General features: G+C 72.4%; 25 protein-coding genes. 18 read left to right on the top strand and 7 right to left on the bottom strand.

Going from position 1 to position 21156, the window contains the following annotated elements; translation table 11 throughout:
- Nucleotides 1-39: 39 nt before the first annotated feature.
- The 9 genes from AC07FY_RS14505 to ygfZ all read left to right on the top strand — a co-directional run bounded on the left by AC07FY_RS14505 (nucleotide 40) and on the right by ygfZ (nucleotide 6708).
- Nucleotides 40-885 carry a sulfurtransferase gene (locus tag AC07FY_RS14505; RefSeq protein ID WP_479005352.1) on the top strand — a complete coding sequence of 282 codons (846 nt, stop codon included), beginning with the start codon at nucleotides 40-42 and terminating at the stop codon, nucleotides 883-885.
- Between the two features lie 70 nt (nucleotides 886-955).
- Nucleotides 956-1246 carry a DUF1416 domain-containing protein gene (locus AC07FY_RS14500; RefSeq protein WP_479005349.1) on the top strand — a complete coding sequence of 97 codons (291 nt, stop codon included), beginning with the start codon at nucleotides 956-958 and terminating at the stop codon, nucleotides 1244-1246.
- Between the two features lie 112 nt (nucleotides 1247-1358).
- Nucleotides 1359-1622: a DUF3099 domain-containing protein gene (locus tag AC07FY_RS14495; protein ID WP_479005346.1), complete on the top strand. Its 264-nt coding sequence runs from the start codon at nucleotides 1359-1361 to the stop codon at nucleotides 1620-1622.
- Nucleotides 1623-1735: 113 nt separating this feature from the next.
- Nucleotides 1736-2593: a hypothetical protein gene (locus AC07FY_RS14490; protein ID WP_479005343.1), complete on the top strand. Its 858-nt coding sequence runs from the start codon at nucleotides 1736-1738 to the stop codon at nucleotides 2591-2593.
- Entirely contained in the window at nucleotides 2590-3432 is an 843-nt protein-coding gene (locus tag AC07FY_RS14485) for a hypothetical protein (protein WP_479005341.1), read from the top strand. Before AC07FY_RS14490 ends, AC07FY_RS14485 begins: the two co-directional genes overlap by 4 nt.
- Nucleotides 3429-4313, top strand: coding sequence for a hypothetical protein (locus AC07FY_RS14480; RefSeq protein ID WP_479005338.1), 885 nt, complete (start codon nucleotides 3429-3431; stop codon nucleotides 4311-4313). Before AC07FY_RS14485 ends, AC07FY_RS14480 begins: the two co-directional genes overlap by 4 nt.
- Nucleotides 4314-4597: 284 nt before the next feature.
- Nucleotides 4598-5170, top strand: coding sequence for a heme-binding beta-barrel domain-containing protein (locus AC07FY_RS14475; RefSeq protein ID WP_479005336.1), 573 nt, complete (start codon nucleotides 4598-4600; stop codon nucleotides 5168-5170).
- A gap of 77 nt (nucleotides 5171-5247) precedes the next feature.
- On the top strand, nucleotides 5248-5718 hold the full coding sequence (locus tag AC07FY_RS14470) for a Fur family transcriptional regulator (protein WP_479005333.1): 471 nt from the start codon (nucleotides 5248-5250) through the stop codon (nucleotides 5716-5718).
- Nucleotides 5719-5739: 21 nt separating this feature from the next.
- Nucleotides 5740-6708 carry a CAF17-like 4Fe-4S cluster assembly/insertion protein YgfZ gene (gene ygfZ / locus AC07FY_RS14465; protein WP_479005330.1) on the top strand — a complete coding sequence of 323 codons (969 nt, stop codon included), beginning with the start codon at nucleotides 5740-5742 and terminating at the stop codon, nucleotides 6706-6708.
- A 59-nt stretch (nucleotides 6709-6767) separates the two neighbouring features.
- Here ygfZ and dtd read toward each other — a convergent pair whose 3' ends face one another.
- A complete protein-coding gene (gene dtd, locus AC07FY_RS14460; RefSeq protein ID WP_479005327.1) occupies nucleotides 6768-7193 on the bottom strand; it encodes a D-aminoacyl-tRNA deacylase in 426 nt (141 codons plus the stop codon).
- Between the two features lie 136 nt (nucleotides 7194-7329).
- On the opposite strand from dtd, the gene AC07FY_RS14455 reads away from it, so the two are divergent.
- The 3 genes from AC07FY_RS14455 to AC07FY_RS14445 all read left to right on the top strand — a co-directional run bounded on the left by AC07FY_RS14455 (nucleotide 7330) and on the right by AC07FY_RS14445 (nucleotide 10071).
- On the top strand, nucleotides 7330-7908 hold the full coding sequence (locus tag AC07FY_RS14455) for an RsiG family protein (protein WP_479005324.1): 579 nt from the start codon (nucleotides 7330-7332) through the stop codon (nucleotides 7906-7908).
- A 70-nt stretch (nucleotides 7909-7978) separates the two neighbouring features.
- Nucleotides 7979-9223, top strand: a complete 1245-nt coding sequence (locus AC07FY_RS14450) for a GNAT family N-acetyltransferase (protein ID WP_479005321.1) — start codon at nucleotides 7979-7981, stop codon at nucleotides 9221-9223.
- 80 nt (nucleotides 9224-9303) lie between these two features.
- Entirely contained in the window at nucleotides 9304-10071 is a 768-nt protein-coding gene (locus tag AC07FY_RS14445) for a putative protein N(5)-glutamine methyltransferase (RefSeq protein WP_479005319.1), read from the top strand.
- A 16-nt stretch (nucleotides 10072-10087) separates the two neighbouring features.
- Here AC07FY_RS14445 and AC07FY_RS14440 read toward each other — a convergent pair whose 3' ends face one another.
- Together AC07FY_RS14440 and AC07FY_RS14435 are read right to left on the bottom strand one after the other, a co-directional pair.
- A complete protein-coding gene (locus AC07FY_RS14440; RefSeq protein ID WP_479005317.1) occupies nucleotides 10088-10504 on the bottom strand; it encodes a VOC family protein in 417 nt (138 codons plus the stop codon).
- 9 nt (nucleotides 10505-10513) lie between these two features.
- Nucleotides 10514-10951 (bottom strand): helix-turn-helix transcriptional regulator, encoded by a 438-nt coding sequence (locus AC07FY_RS14435; protein WP_479005314.1) that lies wholly within the window; start codon nucleotides 10949-10951, stop codon nucleotides 10514-10516.
- Between the two features lie 98 nt (nucleotides 10952-11049).
- On the opposite strand from AC07FY_RS14435, the gene AC07FY_RS14430 reads away from it, so the two are divergent.
- From AC07FY_RS14430 to AC07FY_RS14420, 3 genes are all read left to right on the top strand, one after another.
- Nucleotides 11050-11556, top strand: coding sequence for a helix-turn-helix domain-containing protein (locus AC07FY_RS14430; protein WP_479005311.1), 507 nt, complete (start codon nucleotides 11050-11052; stop codon nucleotides 11554-11556).
- A gap of 16 nt (nucleotides 11557-11572) precedes the next feature.
- A complete protein-coding gene (locus AC07FY_RS14425) occupies nucleotides 11573-12151 on the top strand; it encodes a hypothetical protein (protein WP_479005308.1) in 579 nt (192 codons plus the stop codon).
- Nucleotides 12152-12321: 170 nt separating this feature from the next.
- Nucleotides 12322-12660 carry a DUF2516 family protein gene (locus AC07FY_RS14420; protein ID WP_479005305.1) on the top strand — a complete coding sequence of 113 codons (339 nt, stop codon included), beginning with the start codon at nucleotides 12322-12324 and terminating at the stop codon, nucleotides 12658-12660.
- Nucleotides 12661-12753: 93 nt separating this feature from the next.
- Here the strand turns inward: AC07FY_RS14420 and AC07FY_RS14415 are convergent, their stop codons facing one another.
- The 3 genes from AC07FY_RS14415 to AC07FY_RS14405 form a co-directional block, all read right to left on the bottom strand.
- Nucleotides 12754-14097 carry a PP2C family protein-serine/threonine phosphatase gene (locus AC07FY_RS14415; protein ID WP_479005302.1) on the bottom strand — a complete coding sequence of 448 codons (1344 nt, stop codon included), beginning with the start codon at nucleotides 14095-14097 and terminating at the stop codon, nucleotides 12754-12756.
- Between the two features lie 371 nt (nucleotides 14098-14468).
- Nucleotides 14469-15521, bottom strand: coding sequence for a C40 family peptidase (locus AC07FY_RS14410; RefSeq protein WP_479005299.1), 1053 nt, complete (start codon nucleotides 15519-15521; stop codon nucleotides 14469-14471).
- A gap of 249 nt (nucleotides 15522-15770) precedes the next feature.
- A complete protein-coding gene (locus AC07FY_RS14405) occupies nucleotides 15771-16592 on the bottom strand; it encodes a class I SAM-dependent methyltransferase (protein WP_479005297.1) in 822 nt (273 codons plus the stop codon).
- Between the two features lie 307 nt (nucleotides 16593-16899).
- Here AC07FY_RS14405 and mshA point away from each other — a divergent pair, with 307 nt between their 5' ends.
- Nucleotides 16900-18285 (top strand): D-inositol-3-phosphate glycosyltransferase, encoded by a 1386-nt coding sequence (mshA, locus tag AC07FY_RS14400; protein WP_479005294.1) that lies wholly within the window; start codon nucleotides 16900-16902, stop codon nucleotides 18283-18285.
- Nucleotides 18278-18766, top strand: a complete 489-nt coding sequence (locus AC07FY_RS14395; protein ID WP_479005291.1) for a type III secretion system chaperone family protein — start codon at nucleotides 18278-18280, stop codon at nucleotides 18764-18766. The genes mshA and AC07FY_RS14395 overlap by 8 nt, the downstream gene beginning before the upstream one ends.
- On the opposite strand, the gene AC07FY_RS14390 is transcribed toward AC07FY_RS14395, so the two are convergent.
- Complete coding sequence (locus AC07FY_RS14390; protein WP_479005289.1) at nucleotides 18738-20084, bottom strand: MDR family MFS transporter; 1347 nt, start codon at nucleotides 20082-20084, stop codon at nucleotides 18738-18740. The genes AC07FY_RS14395 and AC07FY_RS14390 overlap by 29 nt on opposite strands.
- 152 nt (nucleotides 20085-20236) lie before the next feature.
- Here AC07FY_RS14390 and AC07FY_RS14385 point away from each other — a divergent pair, with 152 nt between their 5' ends.
- Nucleotides 20237-20998 carry a phosphoglyceromutase gene (locus tag AC07FY_RS14385; protein ID WP_479005286.1) on the top strand — a complete coding sequence of 254 codons (762 nt, stop codon included), beginning with the start codon at nucleotides 20237-20239 and terminating at the stop codon, nucleotides 20996-20998.
- Nucleotides 20999-21156: the final 158 nt, after the last annotated feature.

Here is a 21156-nt window from a genome sequence, read left to right as displayed (position 1 = left end):
CGCACAGCCCCGCCGCACACTGCCCCGGAGGAGAACACCATGAGCCGCAGCGACGTCCTCGTAGACGCCGACTGGGTCGAGGCCCACCTGAACGACGCCAACGTCGTCATCGTCGAGGTGGACGAGGACACGTCCGCCTACGACAAGAACCACATCACCAACGCCGTCCGGATCGACTGGAAGAGCGACCTCCAGGACCCGGTCCGCCGCGACTTCGTGGACCAGGAGGGCTTCGAGAAGCTCCTCTCCGCCAAGGGCATCTCCAACGACGACACCGTCGTCCTCTACGGCGGCAACAACAACTGGTTCGCCTCCTACGCCTTCTGGTACTTCAAGCTCTACGGCCACCAGGACGTCCGCCTGCTCGACGGCGGCCGCAAGAAGTGGGAGCTCGACTCCCGCGACCTGGTCGACGGCAAGGACGTCCCGAACCGCCCGGCCACCCAGTACAAGGCCAAGCCGCAGGACACCTCGATCCGCGCCTTCCGCGACGACGTCGTGGCCGCGATCGGCTCCCTGAACCTGGTCGACGTGCGGTCGCCCGACGAGTTCTCCGGCAAGCTGCTCGCCCCGGCGCACCTCCCGCAGGAGCAGTCGCAGCGCCCCGGCCACGTGCCGAGCGCCCGCAACATCCCGTGGTCGAAGAACGCCAACGACGACGGCACCTTCAAGTCGGACGAGGAGCTCAAGGCCCTCTACGAGGCCGAGGGCGTCGACCTGTCGAAGGACACCATCGCCTACTGCCGCATCGGCGAGCGCTCCGCGCTCACGTGGCTGGTGCTCCACCAGATCCTCGGTCAGAAGAACGTCAAGAACTACGACGGCTCGTGGACCGAGTACGGCTCCCTGGTCGGCGTGCCGATCGAGCTCGGCGCCAACAAGTAACCCTGCCGGGCATGCAGGGCCTCGTCGGCCCGTAGTCGTCAGAACCTCTCTCTAGGACAGGACAGAGAACATGTGTGGAGCACAGATCGGCGGGCCCGACCTCGCGACGCTCAAGCCCGGTGAGACCGCGATCCAGGGTCAGATCACCCAGGGCGGCGAGCCGGTGTCCGGCTACGTCCGCCTGCTGGACTCGACCGGCGAGTTCACCGCCGAGGTCCCGACCTCGGCGACCGGCCAGTTCCGCTTCTACGCGGCCACCGGCTCCTGGACGCTGCGCGCGCTCGTCCCGGGCGGCACGGCGGACCGCAAGGTCGTCGTCGCCGAGTCCGGCGGCGTGACGGACGTGGCGATCGCGGTCTGAGGACCGCATCCTTGATCGCCTGATCGATCGGCCGAAGGGCCGCACCCCAGGGGTTGGACGCCACTGGAACGGGGTGCGGCCCTTCGTGCCGTTCCGCTCCTACCCTGGAGTCATGTACGCCCGACGCCGCCGCGTCTACTTCCTGCTCATGGGCGGATGCCTGGTCCTGTTCGTCTCCGCCTGGTCCTTCGTGCGCCTGTGGTCGGTGGAGGCCGCGGTGGCGATGTGTGTCGTGGCCATGGTCATCCCGCCGGTCGCCGCGATGATCGCGAACCGGCGCGGCCCGGACGACCGGTGGTGGGACGACCCCTCGGGTGATCCCAAGTCGGACGAGTGGTGGGACGAACTGGACGGGAAGCGGCGTCCCGAGGACTGACACCCGGCGAGATAAGAATGTAATAAGCATTCATACAACTGCTCTCCTCCGGCACGGGTCATGGGTACGCGCGGGTAATCAGCCTGCGCCTCCTGTCCTGTGGGGGGACTCCCTTGGAACACGAACAGACCAGCCGTGAGCAGCGGAAAGAGGAGGAGACCGACCCGCATCCGGACACCCCGGACCTCCCGCCCACCGCCGCCGAGCCGCCGGCCGCCGTCCTGCCACCGGCCGCCGAGCCGCCGGCCGCGACCGCACCGCGCCGCCGCCGGGGCCGCACGACCTTCCTGATCGCGGGTGCGGCCGTCCTCGGCGTGCTCGCCGGGACGATCACCGGCTACGCGGTCCAGTACCACCGGGCCCCTACCCCGCTTCCGCCGCTGGCGCAGCGGAGCGTGGCCGTGCAGCCACCCGTCGCGGCGAATGACGCGACCACCCGTCGTTCCGTCAACGCCAACCGCTGGGACAAGGCGGAGGAGGACCTCGCCAAGAAGCTGCTGGAGGCCCCGGGCGGCGCGAAGGACGGCTACTCCGGTTACCAGTCGCTGGATGTGTTCGCGGCGTACTACTACGAGTCCCCCGACCGCGGTTTCGACTCCATCGCCCAGGACGTGCGGCGGATCGCCGCGGCGGGCTGGCGGCAGGGCGAGCACGACTTCATCGAGATCCGGCTGCTCCAGTTCCAGGACCAGCACTCGGCCCAGAAATACCAGGAGGGCCAGTCCTCGTACCAGGACCAGGAGAAGCACGCGGGCAACGACGGCTTCGCGCTGCCCGGCGTACCCGACGGCTACGGCCGCGCCTGGCTCTACAAGCCGAAGACGAAGGCGGGGTACCACCCGCTGCGCCAGGCCCGGGCCATCCTCCGGCGCGGAGACATCGTCGTGGACGTCGAGCTCACGAACAACCGGGGTGACGTCTCCCAGGGCGAGATCACCGATCTGGCCAAGCGACAGATGGAGCGGCTGTGACCGAGCAGGAGAACGACGCCGTGACCGGTCCGGCGTCGGAGCAGGACGCACCGGCCTCCACGCGCCCGTCGCGCAGGGTGAACCGCAGGACGCTCGCCCTGGTCGCGGGCGGGCTCGGCCTGGCCGTCCTCGCGGGCGGCGGCTCCTGGGCCGCCGGCAGGATCGACCAGGCCGACCGGACCTCCCCGACGCGCTACTGGGTACCGGACGGCCCCCGGTCGACCGCCTCGGCGACCCCGGTGCCGACCGTGCCGCCCAACGAGCTGACGGGCAAGCTGCTGCCGGTCCCGGCAAGCTATGAACTGGGTCCCGACCTGGAGGACGAGGGCAACGACTTCTACGTGTCGGGCGAGCGCGCGGTCCAGGCCGTGAAGGACTCCCGGACAGGGCTGTCCGCCGCCGAGCGCGCCGAGCGGGACAAGGCCGTGGCCGAGCTGAAGCTCAAGGGTGTGGCCGGTCGCAGCTACACCCTCTCGTACGCCGGCCCGATCATCGAGATCGAGCTCACGCAGGCGGACCCGCAGGCACTCGTCAAGTTCGCGGACCTCAACAAGAAGCTCCTCGACGTCCTCGTGGCGCTGGGCGAGAAGAAGAAGAAGGAGGCGCCCGCCGTCGAAGGGTTCCCCCAGGCCAAGTGCGTCCTTCTGGACATCGTCGAGGAACGGCCTGACGCGCAGAAGCCCGAGACGATCGAATCCCTCGACTGCGTGGCCGTCGAGGGCGACGTGCTGGTCACCTTCCGTTCGTACGGCCCCAGGCCCCGGTTCGATGTGAAGACGGCCATCGATCTGTTCACGAAGCAGCTGAACCACCTGAAGTCCCCCGGGGAGTCCGTGTGACCGAGCAGAACACCACCGACGCCGCACCCGCTGAGGGACCGGACCTCGTGGCCGAGCCGGTGCCCGAGCCGGTGCCGACCGCGCCGAAGGACCGACGGAAGCTCTTCGCCGCGCTGCGGTGGACCGCCGCCGTCCTCGTCTTCGCCGCCGTCGGCGCGGGCACCGCCTACGGGGTCGTCCAGCCCGAGCGGACCAAGATCCCAGGGCTGTCCACGCTGTCCGATGGCCGCTGGACCTACCCGGAGCTGGCCAAGCCCGAGCTGCCGGCCGGAGCCCCGCTGCCCGGCGCCACCGACAACCCGGACGGCACGCACTACGCCGCCCTGAGCGGCCTGCTGCTCCCCGCCCCCGAGGGATCCCGGCCCGACGACACCGTCAAGGCGGACAAGGACGGGAAGGTCGAGCCGGACGCCTTCCTGGAGGAGTACGCCCCCGACGACCGGCCGAAGCTGAAGGAGGGCTTCGAGTGGGAGGGGCTGCGCCAGATCACCGGCCGGTCCTGGACCATGCCCGACGGCACGCGGACCCGCGTCTACCTGCTGCGCTTCCACTCCTCGAGCTTCGTGGACACCTTCCGCGGCTGCGGCATCGACACCCGGCTGACCGGCGCCGACTCGCTCTCGATCGACATGTCGTGGAGCAAGGCCAAGACGGAGCAGTCCGGCAACGTCGGGACCGGCGGCTTCGCCGGATCGGGAACCCTCAGCTCCAGCGAGTTCAGCCTCTACGAGGAGGCCAAGCCCTTCGGGGACGAGCAGTTCCGCTTCGGCTGCCTGCAGCTGGGTGACGTCCAGGGAGTGGTCATCCAGTCCCGCAAGGGTGGGCTGCCGGTCATTCCCTTCCACCAGACGGTGATCCTCCAGAGCCAGCTGCTGAGCTGAGGCCCGTCCGGCCCACCTCGCAGAGTGCGCCGGTCCCCGGCCCAGTAGGCTTGGGGACCGGCCGTACCCTCCTCGGACTCTCGTCCGGGGGGGACCCCCAAACGAATCCTCCGAGGAGCACCCCGTGCTTGAGGCAGTCTTCACCTCCCTGCTGGTCCTGGTCTGCGTCGGCGTCCTCGCCTTCACCGTCCTGGCCGTCAAGAAGCTGTACCAGGGTCAGCGCTGAGCATCCGCCCAGCCGACCGCCCCGGAACCCCTCCCACAGATCGCCTGAGCAGCCATCCATGATCCAGATCCCGTCCGACCTGAACCCGGGCCTCGTCCCCCTCGCCTTCCTCCTCGGCACCTGGGAGGGCGCGGGCGTCTTCGACTTCCCGGGTGAGGAAAAGTGCAACTTCGGCCAGGAGGTCGTCTTCAGCCACGACGGCCGGGACTTCCTGGAGTACACCTCCCGCACCTGGGTCCTCGACGCCGAGGGCAACAAGGTGCGGCCGCTGGAGTCCGAATCGGGTTACTGGCGCATCGACCAGGACCGCAAGGTCGAGATCGTCATGGTCCGCGACCAGGGCGTCGTCGAGGTCTGGTACGGCGAGCTCGCCGATCAGAAGCCGCAGATCGACCTGGCCACCGACGCCGTCGCGCGCACCGGCGCCTCCGGCCCGTACAGCGGCGGCAAGCGGCTCTACGGCTACGTGAAGAGCGACCTGATGTGGGTGGGGGAGAAGGCCACTCCCGAGGTGGAGCTGCGCCCGTACATGTCGGCCCAGCTGAAGAAGGTCGTCACCCCCGAGGAAGTCGCCGAGATGGCGCGCAACCTCCCGGACATGCCGGACGACGGCATCGCCTTCTTCCGCTGACGCACGGCGCGGGCGGACCGGAAGGGGACCAAGGGGCTCGCCCCGCGGTCCCCTTCCGCGCATACACTGGCCGGGTGGTGAGCACCGAGAGGGCCGACAGCGCCGGACGCGCCGACGGCGTGGACTGGAAGACCGACCTGCGGCAGCGCGGATACCGCCTGACACCGCAGCGCCAGCTGGTGCTGGAAGCGGTCGACGCCCTGGAGCACGCCAGCCCGGACGAGATCCTCGCGGAAGTGCGCAAAACCGCCTCCGGCGTGAACATCTCCACCGTCTACCGCACGCTGGAGCTGCTGGAGGAGCTGAAGCTCGTCTCGCACGCGCACCTCGGCCACGGCGCGCCCACCTACCACCTGGCCGACCGGCACCACCACATCCACCTGGTCTGCCGGGACTGCGGCGAGGTCATCGAGGCCGATGTGGACATCGCCTCCGAGTTCACCGCCAAGCTCCGCGGGACCTTCGGCTTCGAGACCGACATGAAGCACTTCGCGATCTTCGGACTGTGCCGGAAGTGCGCGGCCGAGCACCGTGCGGGGCAGGCGTAGCCGGGTCGTACGCTTGGTGCCATGACCAGCAGCCCCTTGCTCCACCTCCCCGGCGCCGTGCAGGCCGAAGGCCGCGACGAGGGCGTCGCCGCCCACTACGGCGAGCTGTACGGCGAACAGCGCGCCCTCGCGGACGGCCGCGGCTTCGTCGACCTCTCGCACCGCGGCGTCGTCACCGTCACCGGCCCGGAGCGGCTGAGCTGGCTGCACCTGCTGCTCACCCAGCACCTGACCGAACTGCCGTCCGGGCGGGCCACCGAGGCGCTGATCCTCTCCGCGAACGGCCACATCGAGCACGCGCTCTACCTCGTCGACGACGGCGAGACGACGTGGGCGCACGTGGAGCCCGGCACCCAGGGGGAGTTGATCGCCTACCTGGAGTCCATGAAGTTCTTCTACCGCGTCGACGTCGCCGACCGCACCGAGGAGTTCGCGGTGGTGCACCTGCCGGCCGGCTCCATCGCCGAGCTCGCCGGGGAGCACGTCGTGCGGGAGACCGCGCACGGCCGGGACGTCTTCCTGCCCCGCCCCGAGCTGGAGGCGTTCGCCGCCGCCCACGGCCCCGCCGCCGGGCTCCTCGCCTACGAGGCCCTGCGCGTCGAGGCGCACCGGCCGCGGCTCGGCCTGGAGACCGACCACCGCACCATCCCGCACGAGCTGGGCTGGATCGGGACCGCCGTCCACCTCCAGAAGGGCTGCTACCGCGGCCAGGAGACGGTGGCCCGCGTCCACAACCTGGGCAAGCCCCCGCGCCGTCTGGTCTTCCTGCACCTGGACGGCTCCGAGGTGCTGCTCCCGGCGCACGGCGCGCCCGTACGGCTCGCCGCCGACGGCGCCGAGGGCCGCCAGCTGGGCTTCGTGACCACCGCCGTCCGCCACCACGAGCTGGGCCCGATCGCCCTCGCGCTGGTCAAGCGGAACGTTCCTGTCGACGCCCCGCTGCTGGTCGGGGACACGGCCGCCGCGCAGGAGGTCGTCGTAGCGCCCTGAACGTCCGGGCGGCGGACCCCGACCGGACGGCGACGCGGTGAGCCCTTCCGGTCACAGCGCTAGACGTCGATGACGATCGTGAACGGGCCGTGGTTGGTCAGCGACACCCGCATGTCCGCGCCGAAGCGGCCCGTCTCCACCGTCGCGCCCAGCGCCCGCAGCTGCGCCACGACCTCGTCGACCAGCGGCTCCGCCACCGGGCCGGGCGCGGCCGCGTTCCACGTGGGCCGGCGGCCCTTGCGGGCGTCCCCGTACAGCGTGAACTGCGAGATCACCAGCAGCGGGGCGGCCACGTCGCTGCAGGACTTCTCCGCCTCCAGGATCCGCACCGACCACAGCTTGCGGGCCAGCAGGGCCGCCTTCTCCGGCGTGTCGTCGTGGGTCACCCCCACCAGCACGCACAGTCCCTCGCCGACGATCTCGCCCACGGTCTCGCCGTCCACGACGACCCTCGCGCCGTCCACCCTCTGCACCACAGCTCGCATACCACCTGTGTACCAGGCGTGCACCCGTCCGGGGCCGATCGGGTGGAGTAGGACTGCGTCCGGCCCTCCGGGAGTGGCACCATGCACGCAGGCGGTGCGGGTGCGCCGCACCGGCCGAGGGGACGGATTCGTTCGTATGAATACTTCTGGTACCTCCGTACCTGCTTCACCCACCGCCACGCCCGCTGCCGCGGTACGGCCGCCCGCGCAGCGGACCGCCGACGGCCCGGCCCCGGCCGGTGCGCCGACCAGCGCCCTCGGGCTGCCGGAACTGCGTGCCCTGCGCCGTGACGCCCAGCGCGACGAGGCCGATCTGAGTTACGTGCGCCGCATGCTCCAGGGCCGCATCGACATCCTGCGGGCCGAGCTGGCCCGGCGTACCGACCCCGAGGCGCGGGTGGTCGACCGGCTCTCCGAGATCCTCACCGACGCCCCCTCCAGCCGCAGCGCCTCCGCCCGGCACGTCACGCTCGGCACCCCGCACAGCGAGGAGTACCGGCTGCTGGCGGCGGAGATGCTGGCCGACGTGGAGCTCTCCGACCTCGGCGCGCGCACGGACGGTGAGCTCTACGACGGGATGGGCCGGCTCGTGCGCTACGAGCAGCAGGTCTCGCGGCGCCGCCAGCAGCTGCAGCGCACGGTGGACGACTGCAGCGCGGAGATCACCCGCCGGTACCGGGAGGGCGAGGCGCAGGTGGACGACCTGCTGGTCTGAGGCACGCCCCGCACGGGGCCCGCGGAAATCCGGGCGACGCGGGCCGGCCGGGCCGTTAGCGTGGCCTGTCATGAGTGCTGATGTGCGGCCGATCGCCGCGTCCGAACTCGCCGACTGGCTGCGGACCCTGCAGGCGGGCTTCCTGACCCCCGCCCGGGTGACGGAGTCGGACGTCGCCCTACGCGCCAAGTACAGCGACTTTGCCCGGCTCCTGGGCGCCTTCGACACCCGCACCGGCCGCTGTGTGGCGACCTTCCGCTCCTTCGAGCAGCGGCTGACCGTACCGGGCGGGGCCGCCGTCCTCTCCAGTGCGGTCTCCAACGTCGCCGTACTGCCCACGCACCGCCGCCAGGGCCTGCTGACCCGGATGATGGCCGCCGAGCTCGCTGCCGCCCGTGCGCGGGGGGACGTGCTGTCCACGCTGATAGCCGCCGAGTACCCGATCTACGGCCGGTACGGCTACGGGCCCGCCGCCTCGTTCGCGGAATGGGAGATCGACGTACCGCGCACCGGACTGGACCGTCGCCGGTCGGGTCCCGCGGACGGCGGCCGGATCGACCTGGTGGACGTGGCCGAGGTGCGGGACGTGGGGCCGGAACTGCACGAGCGGCTGCGCGCGAGGACGCCGGGGGTGGTGGACCGGGACGAGCGCTGGTGGCGGATGGCGACCGGCCTGGAGGAGATGTCGTACCGGCCGTACCGGGAGAGGTTCCACGCCGTGTACCGGACGGCGGCGGGCGAGGTGGCCGGGCTGGCCGTCTACACGGCCGACGACCACTGGACGGACGCGAAGGTCCCGCTGAACACGGTGCAGGTCAAGGACCTGATCGCGGTCACGCCCGAGGCGGAGCGGGCGCTGTGGCACTTCCTGTGCTCCATCGACTGGGTGGTGAAGGTCCGCACCGGCGGCCGGGCCCCCGACGACCTGGTCACCCGGTTCCTGCCCGACCCGCGGTCCGCCCGGCCGCTGAGTTCGGCCGACTACCTGTGGGTGCGGCTGCTGGACGTGGAACGGGCGCTGGGCGCACGGACGTACGCCGTGCCCGGGGTGCTCGTCCTGGAGGTCACGGACGCGGCGGGGCTCGCGGACGGCCGCTACCGGCTGGACGCGGGGACCGGCGCCTGCGAGCGCACCGCGGAACCGGCGGACCTGCGGCTGGACGTGTCCGCCCTGGGTTCGCTCTACCTCGGCGACGAGTCGGCGGTGCGGCTGGGCGCGCTGGGGCGGGTCGACGAACTGCGGCCGGGCGCGCTGGCGCTGGCCGACGCGGTGTTCCGTACGGCGCGCCGGCCGTGGTGCCCGGACGAGTTCTGAAGGTCCGGCGGAACGACGCCCGGCGCCGGCCGAGCGGTGAGCGCCGCATGATGGCGCATGACGGAGACGACCGAGGACTGATGTGTGTGACGACCCTGGTGGAGCGACTGCGAGCGGCGGGCTGCGTCTTCGCGGAGGAGGAGGCGGGCCTGTTGCGCGCCGCCGCGCGGGACGACGGCCACCTGGCGGAGCTGCTGGACCGCCGGGTCGGCGGTGAGCCGCTGGAACACGTGGTGGGCTGGGCCGACTTCTGCGGGCTGCGCGTGGAGGTCGGCGCGGGGGCCTTCGTGCCGCGCAGGCGGAGCGAGTTCCTGGTGGAGCGGGCGGTGGCACTGGCCCCGCCCGGCGCCGTGGTGCTCGACCTGTGCTGCGGGGTCGGCGCCCTGGGCGCCGCCGTCGCGTCGCGGGCGTCGGGCGGGGTGGAACTGCACGCGGCGGACATCGACCCGGTGGCGCTCGCCTACGCGCGGCGCAACGTGGCCCCGTACGGGGGCAGCGTCTGGGAGGGCGACCTGTACGCCCCGCTGCCGGCCTCGCTGCGGGGCCGGGTGGACGTGCTGGTGGTGAACGCCCCGTACGTCCCGACGGAGGAGATCGGCTGCATGCCCTCGGAGGCCCGGGAGCACGAGCCGCTGGTCTCCCTGGACGGTGGTGCGGACGGACTGGACGTCCACCGCCGGGTCGCGGCGGGCGCCCTGCCGTGGCTGGCCCCGGGCGGCCACCTGCTGATCGAGACGAGCTCCCGCCAGTGCCCGGTGACCGCAGCGGCGCTGGCGGCGGCGGGGCTGCGGACCCGTGCGGCCACCTCGGAGGAGCTGTACGCGACGGTGGTGATCGCGGCGCGCTGAGCGCCGCCCGGCCGGTCTACCGCCGGCGGGGCTGGGTGATGCGGAGCATGTTGCCCGCCGGGTCGCGGAACGCGCAGTCGCGTACGCCGTAGGGCTGGTCGACCGGCTCCTGCAGCACTTCGCCGCCGGCCGACCGGACCCGTTCGAAGGTGGCGTCGCAGTCGTCGGTGGAGAAGATGACGCCGCGCAGCATGCCCTTCGCCATCAGCTCCGCCATGGCCTGCCGGTCGGCGGGCGAGGCGCCCGGGTCGGCGAGCGGCGGTTCGAGGACGATCTCCACGTCGGGCTGCGCGGGGGAGCCGACGGTCACCCAGCGCATCCCCTCGTATCCGACGTCGTTGCGGACTTCCAGGCCGAGGGCGTCGCGGTAGAAGGCGAGCGCCTTGTCGTGGTCGTCGACGGCGATGAAGCACTGCGAGAGCTTGATGTCCATGTCCCGACGCTACGAGACGGCGGCCGATCGCGCGCCTGCTGCGGCCGGATCCGCCGGCGCGCGGACCGGCCGGGTGAGGACCTTGGCGACGCAGGCCGGGATCACGGCGCCGGCTTCGTGGCGGCGGGCCCGGTAGGCGCTCGGGCTCTCGCCGACCAGCTCGGTGAAGCGCGAGCTGAACGAACCGAGCGAGGTGCACCCGACGGCGAAGCAGACGTCGGTCACGCTCATGTCCCCGCGGCGCAGCAGCGCCTTCGCCCTCTCGATGCGCCGGGTCATCAGGTACGCGTACGGGGTTTCGCCGAACGCGGCGCGGAAGCTGCGGGAGAAGTGCCCGGACGACATGAGCGCGACCTGGGCCAGCGCCGGGACGTCCAACGGCAGCGCGTAGTCGCGGTCCATCACGTCACGGGCGCGGCGCAGCCGTACCAGATCCTCCAGGGTCACGGATCCAGCATGGCACGCCCCTGTGACAGCCGGACCCGCGTGGGAGATGGAGCAAGCATGTGCTTGCAATAGTTAGCAGAGTCGGGCAGGATCGGGGCATGGCATCGCTCAGCGTCGGAAACCTCGGCGAATACCTCCGTGAGCAGCGCCGGCAGGCCCAGCTCTCGCTGCGGCAGCTGGCCGACGCGGCGGGGGTGTCGAACCCGTACCTGAGCCAGATCGAGCGCGGGCTGCGCAAGCCGAGCGCGGACATCCTCCAGCAGCTGGCCAAGGCGCTGCGGATCTCCGCGGAGACGCTGTACGTGCAGGCTGGGATCCTCGACGAGCGGGACCGGGACGAGGTGGAGACGCGGGCCGTCATCCTCGCCGACCCGTCCATCAACGAGCGGCAGAAGCAGGTGCTGCTCCAGATCTACGAGTCGTTCCGCAAGGAGAACGCGCTCGACGCGCCGAACGTGCCGGACGACGCGCCCGGCACGCCCGACGTGATCGCCGCGTCTGACGTGACCGATGCGATCCACGTGACCGGCGCGCCCGACGTGCCGGATGTGCCCGGCGGCGCGACGCCGCCGGACAAGATGCCGCCGAAGACGAACCGAACGTGATCCGGGAGGACCGCACATGGCCATCGCCGATGACCTGAAGAAGACCCTCACCGACCCCACTCCCCTCTACTTCGCCGCCGGAACGGCCGATCTGGCCGTGCAGCAGGCCAGGAAGGTGCCGGGGCTCATCGAGCAGCTGCGCGCCGAGGCCCCCGCGCGCATCGACGCCGTGAAGAACACCGATCCCAAGGCCGTCCAGGAGAAGGCCGCCGCGGCGGCCCGGGAGGCGCAGGAGGCGGTCACCGCCAAGGTCGCCGAGGTGTTCGGCGCGATCGACCCGAAGAAGATCGGCGAGACCGCGCAGGATCTGGCGCTGCGCGGCGTCGGCGTGGCCGCGGAGTACGCGGTGCGTGCCAAGGAGACCTACGACAAGGTCGCCGAGCACGGCGAGCAGGCCGTCCGCGCCTGGCGGGGCGAGGTCTCCGACGAGATCGTCGAGATCGCCGTGGCCGTCGAGCCGGAGCCCGAGGCCGTGCGGACCGAGGCGGTCGGCGCGGAGGCGGGCGACGCCGGGGAGAAGCCCGGGGCGCGCAAGACCACCGGCCGCAGGAGCACGGCCAAGAAGGCCGCCGTTCCCGCGGGCGACGAGAGCTGAGTGCGGGAGCCGGGCCTGCCGTGCCCGGCCCGCATGACCGGCGGCGGGCCGGGCACCTACGGGGTGTCCGGCCCGTTGTCATTCGTGAGGGGCGGCCGTGCCGGTAGCGTGGAACCGGGCGGCATCCCCGTCGGGGTGCGAAGCAGAAGCGTGAGAAGGCGGTCGAAGCGATGTTGATGGACGGGTTCGATCAAGGCGTGATCCCCCTGCTGGGGCTCGCCATGCTGGTGCTCGCCGTCGTGGCCTTCGTATTCGCGCTGCTGGCGCGTGAAGACGCGTACCGGGCGGCCGGCAAGCAGACCAAGACGTTCTGGCTCGTCATCCTCGGCATCACCGTCCTCGTGGACTTCTTCCTGGGGATGCTGTTCCTGCAGATCGCCGGTCTGGTCGCCACCATCGTGTTCTTCGTCGACGTGCGCCCCGCGCTCAAGCAGGTCTCGGGCGGCGGGCGGCGGAGCGGCGGCAGCAGCAGCGACGGACCGTACGGGCCGTACAACGGCGGAAGGTAACCCTCCGCGCCCGCTCCCGGCTGCCCGCCACCGGCGGACCGGAGGTCAGGACGCCTCGCGGAGCGGAGGTCAGGACGCGCCGCGGACCGTCGGTCAGGACGCGCCGCGGGAGAGCAGGACCACCGCCACGTCGTCCGTGAGCTCGCCGCCGTTGAGGCGGCGGGCCTCGGTGACGGAGGCCTCGATCAGGTTCTCGCCCGTCAGGCCCGCGTCGAGGTGGCGGTTGATCATCTCGACCATGCCGTCCTGCCCGAGGCGTTCCCGGCCCTCCCCGATCCGGCCCTCGATCAGCCCGTCGGTGTAGAGCATCAGGCTCCAGGTGCCGCCGAGCTCGACCTGGCGGCGCGGCCAGCGGGCCTTGGGCAGCAGGCCGAGCGCCGGCCCGCTGTTCTCGTACGGGAGCAGGCGCGCGGGGCGGCCCGGCCGGGAGATCAGCGGTGCCGGGTGGCCGGCCAGGCACAGTCCGGCGCGGCGCCCGTCGGGGGAGATGTCCACCGTGCACAGCGTCGCGAAGATCTCCTCGCAGGGCCGTTCCACTTCCAGGACCTGCTGGAGGGTGGCCAGCAGGTCGTCGCCGCACAGGCCGGCCAGGGTCAGGGCGCGCCAGGCGATGCGGAGCTCGACGCCGAGGGCCGCCTCGTCCGGGCCGTGGCCGCAGACGTCGCCGATCATGGCGTGGACGGTCCCGTCGGGGGTGCGGACGGTGTCGTAGAAGTCGCCGCCGAGCAGGGCCCGGCTGCGGCCGGGGCGGTAGCGGGCGGCGAAGCGGAGGTCCGAACCGTCCAGGAGGGGGTTGGGAAGCAGCCCGCGTTCCAGACGGGCGTTCTCCTGGGCGCGCAGTTTCGATTCTGCAAGCTTGTACTGGGCGATGTCGGCGCGCTTTCTCTCCACCGCGTAGCGGATGGCCCGGCTCAGCAGCCGGCCGTCGAGCTCGTCCCGGAAGAGGAAATCCTGGGCGCCGACCCGCACGGCCTCGGCGGCGCGCTCGGCGTCCTCTTCGGCGGTGAGCACGAGGACGGCGTGGCGTGGCGCGATGCGCAGGACGTGGCGGAGGTTGGCCAGTTGGTCCGCGCCGGCGTCGGCGCCGGTGGCGGCCGGGCCGGTGGTGGCGGCCGTCGTGCGGGGGCCGGTGTCCGGCAGGGCCAGGTCGAGCAGGATGCAGTGCACGTCGGGCGTGAGCAGCCGCGCGGCCTCGGTGAGGTTGCGTGCGGTGCGGAGGCGGATGCGGTGGCCGTCCGTGTCGAGGATCTCGGGGACGGTGAGACCCCCGGCGGGGTCGTCCTCGATGACCAGGAGGGTCAGCGGCGTCGTGTGGGTGGTCGCCTGGGGGACCGCCTGCGGCGTCGCCCGCGCCGGGGGCGGGGCGGCGGCGGTCAGGACGGCCTGACCGTTCTCCGGGGCCGAGGTGTCCCTCTGCCGCGGTACGGGTACGGGCATCGTCTCCGGTTCCTTCCCTCCCCCCGAGGGTGCGCTCGTGCGCCGACCCTAGCGGCCCGGCCCGGCGGGCGGAATGCCGTCCCGGGCCAGGGCCTCCGTCATATGCCGTTATCGCGGGGGAAAATCGGCCTCACTGGATGACAACGGAATGAGAAACCTCACGCGGGCCCGAGTTCCGTCCCGCTCACCGAGACGTCCGAATGCCCCGTCCGGTTGCCCCGAACCGTTCCCCTCCTGTGCGGCGCGCCTTCCCGGCACCCGGAACCGGGCCGGCTGCCGCGTGCCGGGGGGCTCGCCCCCCCTGTGGCGGGGGCCCGGCCCACCCGCCACGGGCTCACCGGCCAACGGGCCCGGCCGGTCGGCGGGTGCCGTTACGCGTCCGGGCGGACCACCGCCTTGATCGGCATGGAGCCCGCGCCCGCCATCGTGATGTTCCGGCCCGGGCGCGGGGCGTGCACCATCGCGCCGTCGCCGACGTACATCCCGACATGGCTCGCGTCGTCGAAGTAGATGATCAGGTCGCCCGGACGCATGTCCTTCACCGCGACCTTCGGCAGCAGCCGCAGCTGCTCCTGCGAGGTGCGCGGGATCGGCCTGCCCGCCGCCAGCCACGCCTGGGAGGTCAGGCCCGAGCAGTCGAACGCGGCCGGACCCACCGCGCCCCAGCGGTAGGGCTTGCCCACCTGGGCGGTGGCGTACTGCACGGCCCGCCGGCCGGCGTCCGTCGCCACGCCCTTGACGTCCTTCATCGCGCCCGTGGACAGCCACGCCGTCTGCGCCTTGTACTGGGCTTCCTGCTCCAGCTGGATCAGCCGGGCCTTCTCCTCGGCCTCCAGCTTGTTCTCCAGCTCCTCCGCCGCCTTGATCTTCTCCTCGATCTTCTTCTTCGCGCTCTCCTGCTTGACCCGGTTGGCCTCCAGCAACTCCCACTGGGCGCTCGCGTCCCGCGCGTACCGCTTCAAGTCGTCCTGGGTCCGGTCCAGTTCGGTCAGCAGGTCCGAGGCGGCCTTCTCAGCCTGGCGCAGCCGGTTCGCCCCGTCGAGGAACTGGTTCGGGTCCTCGCTCAGCGCCAGCTTCGCGCCGGGCGGCAGTCCGCCCGAGCGGTACTGGGCGCGGGCGGCGGCGCCCGCCCGGCTCTTCAGGGCGGAGATCCGCTCCTGGCCGGCGACGACCAGGTTGGCGATCTCGACGATCTTGTCCGACTGGGCCTTGGCCTCGGCCTCGGCCTGGTAGTAGGCGTCCGTGGCGGCGCCCGCCTGCCGGTACAGCTCCTCGATGTCCTTGCGGACCTGCTCCAGCGACTTCACACCCGGCTGCGGTGGCGCAGGAGCCGCCGGAGCACCGGGAGTTGCCGGTGCCGCGGGAACGACCGGCGCCGCGTACGCGATGCCCGCCGCCATCCCCGGCGCCGTCAGTATCGCCATCGCGCACAGCATCACGAGCCCACTCGCGCCCCGCCGCCGTCGCCGTTCGGCCCCCATGGTCCCCCCAGGCACCCGGAGTCAGACCCGCAGCATCCAGCATCAGATCTGACTATTCATCAGTAACTTGTCCTTGCTTCCGGGATGGTGCCACGAAGCGGTGGATTGCGACACCCTTGTGGATGGCCCGCCGATCTTGTCCGCCCGGACGGAGGCCGCCCACCCGCCGCCGTCCCTCCGCCCCGCCCTACCTCACCCCCTCGGGCGCAACGCCTCCCAGCGCACCGTGAGTTCCCCCTGCCGCCACCGCGCCGGCCCGTCCGCCAGCGGCCAGTCGCCGGACAGCGCCCGCGCCGTCCGGATCCAGCGCTGCCGCGCCCCGTAGGAGGCGTACGGGGCCGCCGCCGCCCACGCCCGGTCGGCATCGCGCAGGAACGCGTGCACCGGCTCACCCGGGACGTTGCGGTGGATCAGCGCCTTCGGCAGCCGCTCCGCGAGGTCCGAGGGGCGCTCCAGGGAGCCCAGCCGGGTCGCGAAGGTCACCGTGCGCGCCCCCTCGGGCCCCAGCGCCACCCACACGTGCCGCCGCCCGATCTCGTCGCAGGTCCCCTCCACCAGCAGCCCGTCGGGGGCCAGCCGGGCGCACAGCCGCTCCCACACCGCCGCGACCTGCTCCTCGTCGTACTGGCGCAGGACGTTCGCCGCCCGGATCAGCGCCGGGCGGACCCCGTCCTCCAACGGCACCTCGAACCCGCCGTGCCGGAAGCTCAGCCCGTCCCGCTCGTACGGCTTCGCGCCCGCCACCCGCGCCGGCTCGATCTCGATGCCGACGACCCGCACCCGCGGAGCCGCCTCGCGCAGCCGCGCCAGCAGTTCGACGGCCGTCCAGGGCGCGGCCCCGTAGCCGAGGTCCACCGCCACCGGCGCCTGCGCGCGGCGCAGCGCCGGCCCGTGGGTGGCGGCGATCCAGCGGTCCATCCGGCGCAACCGGTTCGGATTCGTCGTCCCGCGCGTCACCGAACCCACAGGTCGGCCGGGGGCGCGGCGCGGGTTGGCAGGGGTGCGGGGGGCCATGGGGCGAGGGTAAGCGGAGCGCCCCCACCGGAGGAAAACCGGACGAGAGCCGGCGCGGAACCGGAGGAGAGCCGGCGCGGAACCGGAGGAGAGCCGGCGCGGAACCGGAGGAGGGAGGGGGTGAGAGGGGAGGAGGCGCCGAGAAAAAGACAGGGAAATCCGGCCACCCCGGAATGCGGGGGACCGCCGTCCGGGTTGCACTCCATGCAGGGCGCCCGGCGCGCCCCTGTCGGCATGCCCGGCAGCCGTCCGATCGGCGTCCCCCCGCCGTCCGTCCCCGTGTCGTCGAGCGAGAGGAACTGCTCCCTTGAGTCAGTACGTGTCCCGCCTCGGCGGCAGCCTCACCGGCCGCCTCGCCGCCGCCCGCGCCGTCACCCGGCACGAGCCGCCGCGACGGCGCCTGCCGGCCGTCGGCCACCACCGCAAGCCGCGCCGCGTGGCCATGCTCAGCGTCCACACCTCGCCACTGCACCAGCCGGGCACCGGGGACGCCGGCGGCATGAACGTGTACATCGTGGAGCTGGCCAAGCGCCTCGCCGCGATCAACATCGAGGTCGAGATCTTCACCCGGGCCACCGCCGGCGGCCTGCCGCCCGTGGTCGAGCTGGCCCCCGGGGTGCTCGTACGGCACGTGGACGCGGGCCCGTACGAAGGACTCGCCAAGGAGGAGCTCCCGGCCCAGCTGTGCGCCTTCACGCACGGCGTCATGCAGGCCTGGGCCGGCCACCGCCCCGGCTACTACGACCTGGTCCACTCCCACTACTGGCTCTCCGGCCACGTCGGCTGGCTCGCCGCCGAGCGCTGGCGCGTCCCGCTCGTCCACGCCATGCACACCATGGCGAAGGTCAAGAACGCCGCGCTGGCCGAGGGCGACACGCCCGAGCCCGCCGCCCGCGTCATCGGCGAGACCCAGATCGTCTCCGCCGCGGACCGGCTCATCGCGAACACCGCCGAGGAGGCCGGTGAACTCGTCCGCCACTACGAGGCCGATCCCGGCAAGGTCGCCGTCGTCCACCCCGGCGTGAACCTCGACCGCTTCACCGTCGGTGACGGCCGGGCCGCCGCCCGCGCCCGCCTCGGCCTGCCGCAGGACGCGGTCATCCCCCTCTTCGCCGGGCGGATCCAGCCCCTGAAGGCCCCGGACATCCTGCTGCGCGCCGTCGCCGAGCTCGTCGACCGGGACCCCTCGCTGCGCGCCCGGCTGTTCGTCCCCGTCGTCGGCGGGCCCAGCGGCAGCGGTCTGGCGAAGCCGGAGGGCCTGCAGAAGCTCGCCGCGAAGCTCGGCATCGCCGACCTGGTGCACTTCCACCCGCCGGTGGGGCAGGACCGCCTCGCCGACTGGTTCCGCGCGGCGTCCGTGCTGGTCGTGCCCTCCTACAACGAGTCCTTCGGGCTCGTCGCCATAGAGGCGCAGGCCACCGGCACTCCGGTGCTCGCCGCCGAGGTCGGCGGACTGCCCGTCGCCGTCAACGACGGGGTCACCGGCATTCTCGTTCCCGGCCACGATCCGGTGGACTACGCCCGTGAGCTGCGGCGTTTCGTGGACGATCCCTGGCTCGCGGACCGGATGGGCGCCGAGGCGGCGCGGCACGCGCAGTTCTTCGGCTGGGACACGGCGGCCGCCGGCACGGCCGACGTGTACACGGCGGCGATGCATGATCACCGCCGTCGCGTACGCTCGCACCATGGCTGACACCGCCGAGATCATCGAGGCCACGCTCACCGGCGCGGAGCTGAGCTGGGAGAGCCCGGAGCCGGGCTCGTACGTCGTCCAGCTCCCCGGCACGCGCAAGCTGAGCACCACCTGCTCGCTCCGGGTGGGCCGGCATTCGCTGTCGGTCAATGCCTTCGTGATCCGCCACCCCGACGAGAACGAGGCCGGCGTCCACCGCTGGCTGCTGGAGCGCAACCTCAAGCTGTACGGGCTCGGTTACGCGGTGGACCGCCTCGGCGACGTCTACCTCACCGGCCGCCTACCGCTCGCGGTGGTGACCCCGGAGGAGCTGGACCGGTTGCTCGGCACCGTCCTGGAGGCGGCGGACGGCGCCTTCAACACCTTGCTGGAGCTGGGTTTCGCCGGGGCGATCCGCCGCGAGTACGAGTGGCGCGTCTCCCGCGGCGAACCGACTCACAACCTGGATGCGTTCAAGCACCTGACGCGGCCGTCGGCCTGACCTCGGCGGCCGGTTCGGCCGGTGCGGCCGGTGCGGGGACCGCGAGTCCGGGCGGGGCAGCGGGGACCGCGAGTCCGGGCGGGGCCACGGCTTCGACCCGGGCCGTACCGGTGCCGGGCGGCAGGGCGCGCATCAGGAGCCAGTACCCGAGCGCGGCGACGGTCCCCAGGAGCGCCGTCGCCCCCCACAACCAGCCCGCGCCGAACCGGTCGATCACCCCGCCCGCCAGCAGCGGCGCGATCAGCGAGGCCACCGCCCAGGACAAGGTGTACATCCCCTGGTAGCGGCCGCGTCCGTGCAGCGGCGAGAGCCGCGCGACCAGGCCCATCTGCGTCGGCGAGTTGATGATCTCGCCGAGCGTCCACACGCACACGCTCAGGGCCAGCAGCCCGATCGAGCCGCCGAAGGCCGTCAGCCCGAAGCCGTACCCCGCCAGCAGCGCCGAGACCACGAGCAGTTTCTGCGGGTCGCGGTGCTCGATGAAGCGAGTGACCGGGATCTGCAGCACCACGATCATCACGCCGTTCACGGCGACGACCAGCCCGTAGTCCGCGGTGGAGAAACCCGCCGAGCCCATCGCCAGCGGCAGTCCGAACGACCCCTGCATGAAGATCAGCGAGATCAGGAACGACAGCCCGACCACCGCCATGAACCGCCCGTCCCGCAGCACGGTGCCGAGGCCCGGCTCCGGCTCCTGGGCCGCCGAGGCCGCGCCGCCCTTCTCGGGCCGCGACTCGGGCAGCTTCACGAACACGAGCACCGCGCACGCCAGCGTCAGCGCCGCCTCGCCCAGGAACCCGGCCAGGTAGCTGTACTCGGCGACGAAACCGGCGACCACCGCGGAGATCGCGAAGCCGAGGTTGATGGCCCAGTAGTTCAGCGCGAAGGCCCGGACCTGGTCCTCGGAGCGGACGATGTCGGCCAGCATCGCCTGCACGGCGGGCCTCGAGGCGTTGGAGGCCATGCCGACCAGCAGCGCGACGGCCGCGATCGCCGCCGGGTGCTCCATGAAGCCGAGCAGCGCCACGGACAGGGCGGTCGCGACGTTCGCGGCCATCAGCGTGGGCCGGCGCCCGAGCCGGTCGGTCATCACCCCGGCGACGAGCGAGGATGCGACCCCGCCGAGCCCGTGCAGGGCGACCACGAGCCCCGCGAAGGAGGCCGAGTAGCCCCGGTCCACCGTCAGGTACAAGGTCATGAAGGTGGCGACGAAGGCCCCGAGCCGGTTCACCAGGGTGCTCGTCCACAGCCACCAGAACGCGGGCGGCAGACCCGACACGCTCTCCCGGGCGGCCCGTCTCAAACTGGCAGCGGACATAAGGGATCCCCCCGGCGGTGTAAGCGTCTCCTCGGCTCTCCGCACGTTACGAGTGGCGGCGTTCGCGGCGCCACTCGATTGACGCCCGGCGTCAATCGGCGGCCGCGGACACCGCGCGCGAGCGCGCCCGGCCGTCCATTAGGCTCGTACGCATGGCCGACGCACCGTACAAGCTGATCCTCCTCCGCCACGGCGAGAGCGAGTGGAACGCGAAGAACCTGTTCACCGGCTGGGTGGACGTCAATCTGAACGAGAAGGGCGAGAAGGAGGCGGTCCGCGGCGGTGAGCTGCTCAAGGACGCCGGCCTGCTCCCCGACGTGGTCCACACGTCCCTCCAGAAGCGCGCGATCCGCACCGCGCAGCTCGCCCTGGAGTCCGCCGACCGCCACTGGATCCCCGTCCACCGCTCGTGGCGCCTGAACGAGCGCCACTACGGCGCCCTCCAGGGCAAGGACAAGGCCCAGACCCTCGCCGAGTTCGGCGAGGAGCAGTTCATGCTCTGGCGCCGCTCGTACGACACCCCGCCGCCGGCCCTCGAGGACGGCACGGAGTTCTCCCAGTCCGAGGACCCGCGCTACGCGACGATCCCGCCGGAGCTGCGCCCGCGCACGGAGTGCCTGAAGGACGTCGTCGTCCGCATGCTCCCGTACTGGTACGACGGCATCGTCCCGGACCTGCTCACCGGCCGCACCGTCCTGGTCGCCGCGCACGGCAACTCCCTGCGCGCCCTGGTCAAGCACCTGGACGGCATCTCGGACGCGGACATCGCGGGCCTGAACATCCCGACCGGCATCCCGCTCGCCTACGAGCTCGACGCCGACTTCAAGCCCCTCAAGCCGGGCGGCACCTACCTCGACCCGGACGCGGCGGCGGCCGCCATCGAGGCGGTCAAGAACCAGGGCAAGAAGAAGTAGCCCCTCCGCACGCCGAAGCCCCCTCCCGCCGATCTCCGGCAGGAGGGGGCTTTCGTTTCCCCGCTTCGCGCCGCGCGGCCTTCGCGGAGGCGGTCACGGCGTGCCGGTGCGCGAGGGGCCCGTCGCGCCGGTCGGTGGGGACGGGGCCCTCCCGGGCA

This window comes from Streptomyces sp. NPDC045967 (genome assembly GCF_056430495.1).
This window is presented reverse-complemented; position numbering and strand designations above follow the sequence as displayed.

Coding starts and splice junctions, on each gene's coding strand:
- AC07FY_RS14425 (WP_479005308.1), top strand. CDS start 11,573: ATGGCCATCGCCGATGACCTGAAGAAGACCCTCACCGACCCCACTCCC.
- AC07FY_RS14450 (WP_479005321.1), top strand. CDS start 7,979: ATGAGTGCTGATGTGCGGCCGATCGCCGCGTCCGAACTCGCCGACTGG.
- dtd (WP_479005327.1), bottom strand. CDS start 7,193: ATGCGAGCTGTGGTGCAGAGGGTGGACGGCGCGAGGGTCGTCGTGGAC.
- AC07FY_RS14410 (WP_479005299.1), bottom strand. CDS start 15,521: ATGGCGATACTGACGGCGCCGGGGATGGCGGCGGGCATCGCGTACGCG.
- AC07FY_RS14390 (WP_479005289.1), bottom strand. CDS start 20,084: ATGTCCGCTGCCAGTTTGAGACGGGCCGCCCGGGAGAGCGTGTCGGGT.
- AC07FY_RS14495 (WP_479005346.1), top strand. CDS start 1,359: ATGTACGCCCGACGCCGCCGCGTCTACTTCCTGCTCATGGGCGGATGC.
- AC07FY_RS14440 (WP_479005317.1), bottom strand. CDS start 10,504: ATGGACATCAAGCTCTCGCAGTGCTTCATCGCCGTCGACGACCACGAC.
- AC07FY_RS14505 (WP_479005352.1), top strand. CDS start 40: ATGAGCCGCAGCGACGTCCTCGTAGACGCCGACTGGGTCGAGGCCCAC.
- AC07FY_RS14445 (WP_479005319.1), top strand. CDS start 9,304: ATGTGTGTGACGACCCTGGTGGAGCGACTGCGAGCGGCGGGCTGCGTC.
- AC07FY_RS14415 (WP_479005302.1), bottom strand. CDS start 14,097: ATGCCCGTACCCGTACCGCGGCAGAGGGACACCTCGGCCCCGGAGAAC.
- AC07FY_RS14395 (WP_479005291.1), top strand. CDS start 18,278: ATGGCTGACACCGCCGAGATCATCGAGGCCACGCTCACCGGCGCGGAG.
- AC07FY_RS14430 (WP_479005311.1), top strand. CDS start 11,050: ATGGCATCGCTCAGCGTCGGAAACCTCGGCGAATACCTCCGTGAGCAG.
- AC07FY_RS14475 (WP_479005336.1), top strand. CDS start 4,598: ATGATCCAGATCCCGTCCGACCTGAACCCGGGCCTCGTCCCCCTCGCC.
- AC07FY_RS14455 (WP_479005324.1), top strand. CDS start 7,330: ATGAATACTTCTGGTACCTCCGTACCTGCTTCACCCACCGCCACGCCC.
- AC07FY_RS14385 (WP_479005286.1), top strand. CDS start 20,237: ATGGCCGACGCACCGTACAAGCTGATCCTCCTCCGCCACGGCGAGAGC.
- AC07FY_RS14405 (WP_479005297.1), bottom strand. CDS start 16,592: ATGGCCCCCCGCACCCCTGCCAACCCGCGCCGCGCCCCCGGCCGACCT.
- AC07FY_RS14500 (WP_479005349.1), top strand. CDS start 956: ATGTGTGGAGCACAGATCGGCGGGCCCGACCTCGCGACGCTCAAGCCC.
- ygfZ (WP_479005330.1), top strand. CDS start 5,740: ATGACCAGCAGCCCCTTGCTCCACCTCCCCGGCGCCGTGCAGGCCGAA.
- AC07FY_RS14420 (WP_479005305.1), top strand. CDS start 12,322: ATGTTGATGGACGGGTTCGATCAAGGCGTGATCCCCCTGCTGGGGCTC.